We start from the raw sequence: 13170 nt of genomic DNA on the forward strand, positions 1-13170 counted from the left end.
GCCAGGGCGTGGTGTTCGATGATGACGCCTTTGGGGCGGCCGGTGGAGCCGGAGGTGTAGATCATGTAGGCGGCGTGGCGTGGTGACCACGGGCTACGGCGATCCGCATTCGTCAGAGGCCCGTCATGTCGGTTCTCGTAGTCTGCGGGGTTCACTGGCTCGGTGAGGGTGAGGGCCGGTCGTGCGTCGTCGAGGATGTAGTTGATGCGCTCGGCGGGGTAGTCCGGGTCGATGGGCAGGTAGGCGGCGCCGGTCTTGAGGACGGCGAGCATGCTGGTGATCGCGTCGAGTGATTTCGGCAGTGCGATCGCGACGAAGTCCTCGGCTCCCAGGCCTTGTTCCAGCAGGTGCCGGGCGAGCTGGTTGGCGCGGGCGTCCAGCTCGGCGTAGGTGAGGGAGGCGTCCTCGCACACCACGGCGGTCGCGTCCGGTGTCTGGTGGGCCTGCTCGGTGATCAGTTCGTGCAGTGGTGTGCCGGGGAGTTCGGTGCGGGGCCCGTTCCATTCCACCAGGACCCGCTCCCGCTCGGCCGGGTCGAGGGTGTCCAGGCGGGCCACGGGGATGTCGGAGTCGGTGACCAGGGCCTCCAGAACCCGCAGCATCCGGTCCGCCAGCGAGCGGACGAGGTCGCCGGGGCAGGTGTCCGCGCGGTGGTCGAGGCGCAGCCGCAGGGCGTCGTCGCGGGTGTGGGCCACGAGGTTGACGGCGAAGTCCGTGCTCTCGACCGCGTCGTAACCGGCCACCCGCAGCCCGTCGAGCTGGCGGCTCGTCGTGTCGGCGCTCACCGGGTAGTTCTGGAAGACCATGGCGGTGTCGAAGAGTTCGCCGTGTCCGGCCCAGCGCTGGATGTCGGCGAGTCCGGCCCACTGGTGGTCCAGGAGGCGGGCCTGTTCGGCCTGGAGGCGGCGGAAGAGGTCGCCCAGGGGTTCGGCGTGGTCGAGGCGGGCGCGGACGGGCAGGGTGTTGATGAAGAGCCCGATCATCGATTCGACGCCGGGCAGCTCGGGTGGGCGGCCGGAGACGGTGGCGCCGAAGACGACGTCGTCGCGGCCGGTCGCCTGGGCGAGGGCGAGTGCCCAGGCGCCTTGCACCACGGTGTTCATGGTCACCCCCTGGCTCCGCGCCCAGGCGGAGAGGGTGGCCGTGGCGTCGCGGTCCAGTCCGAAGGGGACGCTCAGCGGCGCCGCCTCGGCCGGGCCGGCGCCCGGGGCGAGGAGGGTGGCCTCGTCGAGGCCGGACAGGGACTCCTGCCAGGCGGTCCGGGCGGCCTCCCGGTCGCGGGCGTCGAGCCAGGCCAGGTACTCGCGGTACGGGCGGACCCGGGGCAGACTCACGGGGTCGCCGCCGGAGACGTACAGCTCGGTCAGTTCCTGCCAGAGCAGGGGCATGGACCAGCCGTCGAGCAGGATGTGGTGGTTGGTCATCACCAGCCGGACGCGGTCGGCGGAGAGCCGGATCGCGGTGAAGCGCATCAGGGGCGGGCTGGTGAGGTCGAACCGGCGTTCCCGGTCGTCGGCGGCCAGACGCGCGGCCTCCGTGTCCCGCTCGTTCTCGGCGCGGTCGGTCAGGTCGTACTCCCGCCAGTCCGGGTCGACGTCGGCGGGCACCACCTGCACCCACGCGCCGGACCCGGTCTGCCGGAACCCGGCCCGCAGGTTGGCGTGCCGGCGCAGCAAGGCGTGGGCCGCCGCGCGCATCCGGGCGCCGTCGAAGGTGCCCTCCAGGTCGAAGGCGAGCTGGCCGACGTAGACGTCGCGGGCGTGCTCGTCGTACAGGTTGAGGAAGAGGAAGCCCTCCTGGAGGGGGGCGAGGGGCAGGACGTCCTGAAGGCCGGGGAGGTCGCTCTCCAAGTGCTCGATCTCGTCCTGGCCGAGCGTCGGGTGCGCGATGTCGGAGGGGGTGAGGCCGCCGGCGCCGGGCTGCCGGGCCTCCTCGACGAGGCGGCGCAGCATCCGGAACCAGGCGTCGGCCAGCCGCTGGGTGTCCTCGGTCTCCAGCACGGTGCGGGAGTAGGTCCAGCGGGCACGCAGCCGGGTGCCGTCGGCGGTTTCCCGGGCGACGGCGTTCACGTCCACGGGGTGGGCCAGCGGCATGGCACCGTCGATGCCGGCGACGTCGCCGCCCTCGATGGTCCAGGGAGCCTCGTCGGTGCCCTCCTGGCCGATCTGGCCGAGGTAGTTGAAGCCGAACTCGGGGACGGGAAGCGCGGCGAGGACGTCCCGGGTGCGAGGGTTGAGGTGGCGCAGCAGGCCGTAACCGACGCCGTCGCCAGGCACGGCGCGCAGCTGCTCCTTGACGGCCTTCAGCGTCCGGATCGCCGACACGTCGCCGGAGGCGGCCGGCGGGGTCAGCCGGACCGGGTACATCGACGTGAACCACCCCGCGGTGCGGCTGAGTTCGGCGCCCGGCACCGCCTCCTCGTGCCGGCCGTGGCTCTCCAGGTCGACGACGACGGGTGCGGCCGGGTGCTCGGAGCGGCCGTGCCGCCACTGGGCGACGGCCAGGGCGAAGGTGCTCAGGAGCACGTCGTTGATGGTCGCGCGGCAGACACCGGGGACCCAGGTGAGCAGGGCCTCGGTGGTGTCCGCGTCGAGTTCGGCGGTGATCTCGCCCGCGGTCGCGTGGGTGTCCCGCGCGGGGTCCACGCGCAGGGCGCGCGGGGTGTCGCCGAGTACCGAACGCCAGTGTTCCAGCTCCTCCTCGGTCCGCGGCTGCCCGGCGAGGTCGGTGAGGGCCAGCGCCCACCGGCGCCATGGTGTGCCCACGGGCGCGAGGGTGTCGCCGGCGTAGGCGGCCGCCAGGTCCGGGATGAGGATGCGCCAGGTGACGCCGTCCATGACCAGGTGGTTGGCGACCAGGACGAGCAGACCGTCCTGGGCGGTGCCCCGGTCGAGCCAGACCGCCTGGAGCATGCGGCCGTCCGCCGGAGCCAGACGGGCCCGGGCCGCCCGCGCCTGCTCGGTGACCGCCGAGCGCACGGCGGACTCGTCGAGGCCTACGGCGTCGAAGCGGACCAGGCAGTCGGCCGGTGTCACGGAGCCCGGCTCCGGAACCTCGATCGTCCAGTCGTCGGCCACCCGCATGCGCAGCGCGTCGTGACGGTCCAGCACGGCCCGCAGGGCGGTGCCGAGCCGGTCGAAGTCGAGAGCCGCGGGCACGCGCAGGACCAGTGACTGGTTGAACTCCGCCATGTCGGAGCCGAGGTCCGCGAACCAGCCCATCATCGGGGTGCGGGGCGTCGGGCCGTACGCGGGGACGTCCGTGTCCGGTGCGGAGTGGTCCGGGCCGGTCCCTTCGGCGGCCGACCGGGCCAGCAGCGCGGGCGTCTGGTGCTCGAAGACGTCCCGCACGGACAGGACCAGGCCCGCCGCTCGGGCGCGGCCGACGAGCTGGATGGAGAGGATGCTGTCCCCGCCCAGGTCGAAGAAGCCGTCGTCGACGCCGGCCGACTCCACGCCGAGGATCTCGCCGAACAGCTCGACCAGCAGCCGCTCGCGCGGGTCGCGGGCGGCCCGGCCCGAGGTGCGGGCCGAGTAGTCGGGGGCGGGCAGCGCGTTGCGGTCCAGCTTGCCGTTGATCGTCAGCGGCAGCGCGGCCAGCACGACGAACGCCGTCGGGATCATGTGGTCCGGCAGGGTCTCGCGCAGTTCGGCGCGGAGCGCGGCGGTGTCCACCGTGCGGCCGGTCTCGGGCACGACGTAGGCCACGAGCCGCCGGTCGCCGGGCCGGTCCTCCCGTACGATCACGGCCGCCCGCGCCAGGTGCGGGCGCTCGGTGATGACCGCCTCGATCTCGGTGGGCTCGATCCGCAGGCCGCGGATCTTGACCTGGGTGTCGACGCGGCCCAGGTACTCCAGTTCGCCGTCCGGCAGCCAGCGCACCAGGTCGCCGGTGCGGTAGAGCCGGGTGCCGGGGGCGCCGAAGGGATTGGCCACGAACCGCTCGGAAGTCAGGCCGGGGCGGGCGTGGTAGCCGCGGGCCAGGTGCGGTCCGGCGGCGTACAGCTCCCCGGGCACACCGGGCGCAACCGGGCGCAGGGCCGCGTCCAGCACGTAGACGGCGCTGTTGGTGACGGGGGAGCCGATGGGCGGGGTGAGGGGGCCGGACAGCGGCCCGCTCATGGTGGAGCAGACCGTGGTCTCGGTGGGACCGTAGGAGTTGAGCATCGTGCGGCCCGGCGACCAGCGTTCCACCAGCTCGGGCGGGATCGCCTCGGCGCCCACGACGAGGGTCAGGCCCTCGGGCAGCGACCCCTCGGGCAGCAGTCCGAGGACGGAGGTCGTCAGGCTCAGGTGGGTCGCCGCGTGCCGGGTCGCCAGCTCGGCCAGCTCCGGTCCCGGCGTGGTCTCCTGCGGCGCCACGACCAGGGCGGCGCCGGTGAGCAGCCCCATCGCCAGCTCCCAGAACGAGGCGTCGAAGCTCGGCGAGAGATGCTGGAGCACCTTGCTGCCCGGGCCCGCCGCGCAGTCGCGGGTGAAGATGTCCACGAGGCCGGGCAGGCCGGTGTGGGTGACGACGACGCCCTTGGGGCGGCCCGTCGTACCCGAGGTGTAGATCATGTACGCGGGGTGCTCGGGGCGCAGCGGGGCCGGCCGGTCGGCGTCGGTGACGTCGTGGCCCGGGAGCGCGGCGAGGGCCGAGGCGGTCCCGGCGCCGTCGAGCAGGAGGACGGGCGTCCCCGTGTCCGGGAGTCCGGCGGCCAGGGCGGACGTGGTGACGACGAGGGTGGGCGACGCGTCCCGCACGAGGTGGGTGATGCGCTCGGCGGGGTAGGCCGGATCGACGGGAAGGTAGGCCGCGCCCGCCTTGAAGGCGGCGAGTGCCGAGACGACCAGGTCTGCCGAGCGGGGCAGGGCGACCGCCACGAACCTCTCGGGGCCGGCGCCCAGTTCGAGGAAGCGGCGGGCCAGCCGGTTGGCACGCTCGTTCAGTTCACCGTAGGTCAGGGTTCCGTCCGCGGACTCGACGGCGAGGTGGTCCGGGCGGTCGGCGGCGTGCTCGGCGACGTAGTCGGCGAAGGTGCGGTCCACCGGGCTGCGGGGCGTGTCGTTCCACTCGACCAGGACGCGGTCCAGTTCCCGGGAGCTGAGCACGTCCACCTCGCCGATGCGCCGGCCGGGATCGGCGACCAGCGCGGCCAGGAGCCGCAGGAACCGCTCGACCAGCAGCGCGACCGTGCCCTCGTCGAACAGGTCCGCGCTGTACTCGGCCGCGCCCACCAGTCCGGCGGGGGCGCCCTCGGCGTCGCGGTGTTCGGCGAGTTCCAGGGCGAGGTCCAGCTTGGCGACGCCGGTGGTCACGTCCAGCAGGCGCACGCCGAGGCCGGTGGTGGCGAGCGCCGCCAGGGCGTCCTGCTGGGTGGTGTCCAGACTCAGCAGTACCTGGAAGAGCGGGTTGTGGGAGAGCGACCTGGTCGGCGAGAGGACGTCCACCAAGTGCTCGAAGGGCAGGTCCTGGTGGTCGTAGGCGCTGAGGTCGGTGTCCCGCACCCGGTCGAGGAGCTCCCGGAAGGTGGGGTCGCCGCTCGTGTCGGTGCGCAGCACCAGGGTGTTGACGAAGAAGCCGACGACCTGGTCCACGGAGTCGTCGCCGCGGCCCGCCACCGGTGTGCCCAGGGGGATGTCGTCACCCGCGCCCAGTCGGGTCAGCAGGGCCGCCAGGGCCGCCTGGAGCACCATGAAGACGCTGGTGCGGGACTCCCTGGCCAGAGCCACCGCGCCACGGTGCAGGTCGGCGGGGACGGTCAGCGGGACCCGGCCGCCGCGGTGCGAGGCGACGGCCGGCAGCGGCCGGTCGGCGGGCAGTTCGAGCCGGTCGGGCAGTCCGGCCAGGGCCTGCTTCCAGTACGCGAGCTGCCGGCCGGCGGGGCTGGTGGCGTCGGAGGCGTCCCCGAGCGAGGCGCGCTGCCACAGGGTGAAGTCCGCGTACTGCACGGGCAGCGGCGCCCAGTCGGGGGCGTGACCGGCCGCGCGGGCCGTGTAGGCCGCGGCCAGGTCGCGGACCAGCGGGCCGAGGGACCAGCCGTCACCGGCGATGTGGTGGACCATCAGCAGCAGCACGTGCTCGTCCGTGCCGAGCCGGAACAGCTCCGCGCGCACCGGGATGTCGGTCGTCAGGTCGAAGCAGTGCCGGGCGGCCTCTTCGAGCCGGCGGCCGAGCAGGTCCTCGGTGAGGTCGGTGACCGGCAGTTCGAAGCGCACGGACGCGGCGTCGAGGACGGTCTGCCGGGCGCCCCGCGCGTCCTCCGTGAAGACGGTCCGCAGGCTCTCGTGGCGTACCACGACGTCCTGGAAGGCCGCGCGCAGCGCCTGGGGGGCGAGGGCGCCCGTCAGCCGCAGCGCACCGGTGATGTTGTAGGTGGGGGAGGGGCCTTCGAGCTGGTGCAGGAACCACAGCCGCTGCTGGGCGTAGGACAGGGGCAGCCGCTCCGGGCGCGCCCCGGCCGTCAGCGCCGCCCCGGCCCGCTCGGCCCCGTCGAGGGCGGCGGAGAGCCCGGCGACGGTCGGGCTCTCGAACAGCCGGCGCACGGACAGTTCGACGCCCAGGGTGCTGCGGATGCGGGAGGCCAGGCGGGTCGCGAGCAGGGAGTGGCCGCCGAGGTCGAAGAAGCTGTCGTCCACGGTCAGCCGGGGTACCCCGAGGACCTCGGCGAACAGCGAGCACAGGATCTCCTCGCGCGGCCCGCGCGGGGCGCGTCCGGTGACCTGCCCCGCGTGGGCGGGGGCGGGCAGCGCCTTGGTGTCGAGCTTGCCGTTGGGCGTCAGCGGGAGCACGTCCAGTGTGACGAACGCCGACGGCAGCATGTGGTCGGGGAGGTGTCCGGCGGCGTGGTCGTGCAGTGCGCGGGCGGTCGTGCCGGTGCCGGTCACCACGTACGCGACGAGCCGCGGGTCGCCCTGGACGTCCTCCCGCGCCACCACGGCAACGTCGTCGACGGCGGGGTGGGCGGCGAGCACGGCCTCGATCTCGCCGGGCTCGATGCGGAAGCCGCGGATCTTCACCTGCTGGTCGGCGCGGCCCAGGTAGTCCAGGCTGCCGTCGGTGCGGCGCCTGGCCAGGTCGCCGGTGCGGTACATGCGGGTGCCGTGCTCGCCGAACAGGGCGGCGTACGGGTCGGCGGGGAAGCGGTCCGCGGTGAGCGCCGGGCGGCCCAGGTAGCCGCGGGCCAGTCCCGCGCCGGCCACGTACATCTCGCCGGTGACGCCGGGCGCGGTGGGGCGCAGCCGGTCGTCGAGGACGTAGACGCGCAGGTCGGGGATGTTGACGCCGATCGTGCTCGCCGACGCGGCCGCGGCGGTGGCCCGGTCCAGGGCGAAGTGCGAGACGTGCACGGTGGTCTCGGTGATGCCGTACATGTTGACCAGGGCCGGCGCGTCCTCGGCGTGCCGTTCGTACCAGTCGGCCAGCCGGGACAGGTCCAGGGCCTCGCCGCCGAACACCACCGTGCGCAGGGCGAGTTCGTCGCGGCTCTCCCGGTCTGCGGCGGCCAGTTGGTAGAACGCGGACGGCGTCTGGTTGAGGACGGTGACCCGCTCGCGGGCGAGCAGGGACAGGAAGGCGGCGGGGTCCCGGCTGACGTCGTGCGGGACGACGACGAGCCGGCCGCCGTGCAGCAGCGGACCCCACAGCTCCCACACCGAGAAGTCGAAGGCGTACGAGTGGAACAGCGTCCACACATCGTGCTCGTCGAAGCCGAACCACTGCTCGGTGGCGGAGAAGAGCCGCACGACGTTGCGGTGCGGCACGGCCACACCCTTGGGGCGGCCGGTCGAGCCGGAGGTGTAGATGACGTAGGCGGTGTCCCTCGGGTCGAGGGGCCTGATCCGCTCGCTCTGCGCGAGGTCGGTGGCGGGGTACGGGTCCGTCGCGTCGCCGTCCGGGTGCGCCGGGCCGTCGCCGAGGACGACGAGGGGCACCTCGTGGGCGGGCAGCCGGTCGGCGGTGGAGCGGTCGGTGAGCAGGGCGGCGGGCGCCGAGTCGGACAGCGCGTGGGCGAGCCGGTCGGCCGGGTAGCCGGGGTCCAGCGGGACGTAGGCGGCGCCCGACTTGACCACCGCGAGCAGTGCCACGACCAGCTCGGCCGAGCGGGGCAGGGCGAGGGCGACCAGCGCGTCGGGGCCGATGCCGCGCGCCGTCAGCAGCCGGGCCAGGCGGTTGGCCCGGGCGTTGAGGTCGGCGTAGGAGAGCGAGGAGCCTTCGAAGGTCAGCGCGGTGCGGCCCGGGTGCCGGGCAACCTGCCGCTCGAACAGCTCGGGCAGCGTGGCGGTGACGGGCGAGGGGGAAGCGGGGGCGCCGTCCGGCCGGTTGGCCGTCAGCAGGAGGTCGTGGTGTTCGCCGGGGAGGAGCACGTCGACGTCGCCGAGCCGTACGCCCGGGTCGGTGGCGACCTCCGTGAGCAGCCGAAGCAGCCGCTCGGTGAGGGTGCGGACGGTCCCGGTGTCGAACAGTTCGGTGCTGAACTCCACCGCGAGGTCCAGCCCGGCGTGCCCGCCCTCCGCGTCCCGCCGCTCGTCGAAGGCGAACACGAGGTCGAACCGGGACAGCCCGGTGTGCACCGGCAGCAGCGACGTGCTGATCCCGGGCAGCCGGCCGAGCTCGCCCAAGGCGTCCTGCTGGGTGGTGTCGAAGGTCAGCATCACCTGGAACAGCGGGTGGTGGGAGGTGGCCCGGTCCGGGTTGACCGCCTCCACGAGTCGCTCGAAGGGCACGTCCTGGTGGGCGTAGGCGGCCAGGTCGCGCTCGCGGACGCGGCCGAGCAGTTCGCGGAAGGTGGGGTCGCCGCCGGTGTCGGTGCGCAGCACGAGTGTGTTGACGAAGAAGCCGACCAGGTTCTCCACCGCCGCGTCGGTGCGGCCCGCGATGGTCGAGCCGATCGGTACGTCCTCGCCGGCGCCGAGCCGTGTCAGCAGCCCCGCGAGCGCGGCCTGGAGCACCATGAAGACGCTGGTCCGGGCCTCACCGGCCAGCGCGGCGAGCGAGCGGTGCAGGCCGGCGGGCACCGTCAGGTCGAGGCGGGCGCCGGAGTTGTCGCGGCGCACGGGGTGCGGCCGGTCGGTGGGCAGTTCCAGCCGCTCCGGCAGTCCGTCGAGCGCCGCGCGCCAGTGCGCGAGCTGCCGGGCGCCCTCGCCGCCGCCCTCACCTCCGGCCTCGCTCCCCGTCTCGTCGTCGCCCGTGCCGAGCAGTTCGCGCTGCCAGAGCGTGTAGTCGGCGTACTGCACCGGCAGCGGCGCCCAGTCGGGGGCCCGGCCGGCCGACCGGGCGGCGTAGGCGGTGCCGAGGTCACGGGCGAGGGGCGCCAGCGACCAGCCGTCGCCCGCGATGTGGTGCAGGACGAGCAGCAGGACGTGCTCCTCGGGCGCGACCCGCAGCAGCGTGGCCCGCAGCGGCACGTCCCGCGTGAGGTCGAAGCAGTGCCGCGCGGTGCGCGCGAGGTCGTCGGTCAGCCGCTCCGGGGCGCTGTCCAGCGTCTCCAGGCGGGACGGGACGTGTTCGGGAGCCAGGATCACCTGCTGAGGGCCGTGCGCGTCCTCGGCGAAGACCGTGCGCAGGCTCTCGTGCCGGGCCACCACGTCCGCGAGGGCCTCCGAGAGCGCGGCCTCGTCCACCCGGCCGGAAAGGCGCAGCGCCGCCGGGATGTTGTACAGCGGCGAGGGCCCCTCGTACTGGTGGATGAACCACAGGCGCTGCTGTGCGAAGGACAGCGGCAGCCGCTCGGGGCGCGGACGGGCGGTGACCGCCGCGCGGGCCCGCCCGGTCTCCTCCAGCGCCGGGGCCAGCTCCGCCACGCTCGGCGACTCGAAGACCCGCTGGATCGGCACCTCCGCGCCGGCGGTGGAGCGGATGCGGCTGATCAGCCGGGTGGCGAGCAGCGAGTGGCCGCCCAGTTCGAAGAAGTTGTCGTCCACGCCGACCTCGTCGACGCCCAGCACCTCGGCGAACAGCGTCCGCAGCAGCTCCTCGTCCGGCGTGCGCGGGGCCCGTCCGCCGGACCGCTCGGTGCGCGCGGGTGCGGGCAGGGCCCGGCGGTCGAGCTTGCCGTTGGGGGTGACCGGCAACCGGGGCAGGGTGACGAATGCGGCGGGCACCATGTAGCCGGGCAGCAGCTCGCGCAGGCGCGCGGTGAGCGGGGCGGCGTCCGCCTCCGAGCCGGGCGCGGGAACGGTGTAGGCGACGAGACGCTGGTCGCCCGGCCGGTCCTCGCGCAGAATGACGGCGGCCTGGTCGACCTCCGGCTGCCGTACCAGCGCCGCCTCGATCTCGCCGAGTTCGACGCGGAAGCCGCGCAGCTTCACCTGGTGGTCGGCGCGGCCGAGGTAGTCGAGGCTGCCGTCGTGGTTCCAGCGCGCGAGGTCGCCGGTGCGGTACATCCGGCTGCCGGGAACTCCGTGCGGGTCGGCGGTGAAGCGCTCGGCGCTCAGTCCGGGACGGCCCAGGTAGCCGCGGGCGAGCTGCACGCCGGCGATGTACAGCTCGCCGGGCACACCGGCCGGGACCGGGCGCAGTGCGGCGTCGAGCACGTACATCCGGGTGTTCCACACCGGGCGCCCGATCGGCACCGGACCGTCGCCGGTGTCCTCGGCGCACGGCCAGTACGTCACGTCGACGGCGGCCTCGGTGGGCCCGTACAGGTTGTGCAGCGGTACGTCCGACACGGAGCGGAAGCGGGCGCGCAGCTCCGCCGAGAGGGCCTCGCCGCTGCAGAACACCCGGCGCAGTCCGCTGAGCGAGGCCGCGGACGGCTCCCGCAGGAACACGTCGAGCATCGACGGCACGAAGTGCAGGGTGGTCACGCCCGCACGTCGGACGGTGTCGGCCAGGTAGGCCGGGTCCAGGTGGCCCTCGGGCCGCGCCACGACCAGCGTGGCGCCCTGGACGAGGGGCCAGAAGAACTCCCACACGGACACGTCGAAGCCGGAGGGCGTCTTCTGCAGCACCCGGTCTGACGGTTCCAGGCCGTAGGTGTCCTGCATCCAGGCCAGGCGGTTGACGATCGCCCGGTGGGAGACGACCACGCCCTTGGGGCGCCCGGTGGACCCGGAGGTGTAGATGACGTAGGCCGGGTGGTCGGGGCCGGGTGCCGTCGCGGGTGCGGTCGCGGCGGGCTCCGGGACGGCGGCCGGGCCGTCGAGGACCAGCCGGGGCGTGCCGTCCCGCGGCAGCCGCTCCTCGGCCTCCCGCGTGGTCAGGACGAGCATCGCGCCCGCGTCCCGCAGGATGTGCGCGATGCGGTCGGCCGGATAACCGGGGTCGACGGGCACGTACGCCGCGCCCGCTCTGAGCACCGCGAGGAGCGCCACGACCAGCTCGGTCGACCGGGGCACGGCGACCGCGACGAAGCGCTCCGGGCCCGCGCCCCGGGCGGCCAGCGCACGGGCCAGCCGCTCGGCGCGGGCGTCGAGTTCGGCGTACGTCAGTGAGGTGCCCTCGTAGACGACGGCCTCGTGCTCCGGGGTGCGCGCGGCCCGCGCGGCGAGCAGTTCGGGCAGTGTCGCGGCGGGCACCTCGCGCGCGGTGTCGTTCCATCCGTCGAGAACGAGGTCCCGCTCGTGAGGCGTGAGCAGCGCGACGTCGTCGACACTGGCGGCGGGGTCGGCCGCCAGGTCGGCCAGGAACCGGACGAAGCGTTCCTGCAACGAGTCCAGGTCCCGGACGCCGTACACCTGCGGGTTGCCCTCGAAGTCGACGCGGAGGCCGGTCTCGGGGGTGCCGGACAGCACGATGGTCAGGTCGGTCGTCGGACCCGAACTGATGCTGCGCATCAGGCCGACCGGACCGCCGAAGTCCACCGGCCTGATGTACGGCATGACGTTGACCGAGGGGCCCGACACCCCCGAGCCGCCCAGCTCCCGGTCGAGGTCCTCACCGCGGTAGCGGCTGTGCGCCATCAGGCCACTCATCGCCCCGGACACGTTCTCGACCACCCGCGCGAAACTGTCGCCGGGGTCCACCGCCAGCCGCAGCGGCAGCCGGTTGGAGACCATGCCGGGCGTCGTCCGGGCGTTCGCGCCGTAGCGGCCGGTGACCGGCACGGACACCACGATGTCCCGGGCGCCCGTCATCCGGTGCACGAAGGCGCCCACGCCGGCGATCACCACGCGCGCCCAGTGCGCGCCGGTCGCCTCGGCGGCCCGGCCGAGCACGCCCGTGCGTTCCGGGCCGAGGGTCAGGCTCCGTACCGTCGGCGCCAGCGCCCGGGCGCCGGCCCGGCCGGTGAGCGAGACGGGCTCGGGACGGTCGGCGAACAGGCCGGTCCAGTAGGCCCGGTCCCGCTCGTGCCGCGCCGAGCCGCGATAGGCCTCCTCACCGGCGACCATCCGGTCCGTGTCCCCGAAGGAGTGGGCGGGCACCTCGTGACCGTCCCGCAGCGCCCGGTACACCTCGGCCAGCCGCTCGTAGAACAGCGCCATGCTGGTGCCGTCGATCACGATGTGGTGGACGCCCAGGTAGTACACGTGCCGGCCGCCGCCGAGCGTGAACAGCGCGTGGCTGCTGAGGCCGGGCCGGTCCAGGGGCACCGGCGTCGCACGGTCCCGCTCCATCCACCGCTGGGCCTCGCCCTCGGGGTCCGCGTGGTCCGAGAGGTCGATGTGGTGCAGCAGCACGGGCGTGTACGGCACTCCGTCCGGGCCCTCGACGGCGTCCGAACCCTCCGGCGCGGGCGGGCAGTACGCGCGGTACGGGTGGCCGTCCTCGTCGGTGAGGAAGCGGGAGCAGAGCGTCTCCGTCTCGGTCACGGTGTGCCGCAGGGCCGCGCTCAGCAGCGCGTGGTCCAGCGGCCCGTCGATCTCCAGGCAGGATCCCGTCTTGTAGTGCGTGCCGCGCGGATCCAGCTGCTGCGCGAGCCACACCTCGTGCTGCGCGCTGGTCAGACCGTGCCGGACCGAAGACTTCTCAGACACCTGTCTCCTCACAATCCTCTGCCGGAACCCCCGGCCTCTCAGTGGCGCGCGGTAAAACAAATACGGTGTAGCCCGGATGGCATTCGACTAAGGGCGAACTGGGACGCTAGCAAGGTCGCGACGAGATGGTCAATATCGTTATCCAGGTGGATAACCGCAGGTAGGAAGGTTGATAACCAGCCGATAGCGAGGTTATACGGGTGATTTGTAGAGTGTAGTCACGCGCATTTTCCATGGCTGCCCCAAAAAATGCGTCGCCCCTCTTTCCCGC

Annotated in this window: 1 protein-coding gene; it reads right to left on the reverse strand. The window is 73.8% G+C overall.

Annotated elements, in window-relative coordinates; all coding sequences use genetic code 11:
- Positions 1–12899 (reverse strand): amino acid adenylation domain-containing protein (locus tag ACFW47_RS32160; RefSeq protein ID WP_386307911.1); only part of this gene is annotated, 12899 nt, incomplete at its 3' end.
- Positions 12900–13170: the final 271 nt, after the last annotated feature.

Source organism: Streptomyces sp. NPDC058796 (genome assembly GCF_042745235.1).
Taxonomy (GTDB): domain Bacteria; phylum Actinomycetota; class Actinomycetes; order Streptomycetales; family Streptomycetaceae; genus Streptomyces.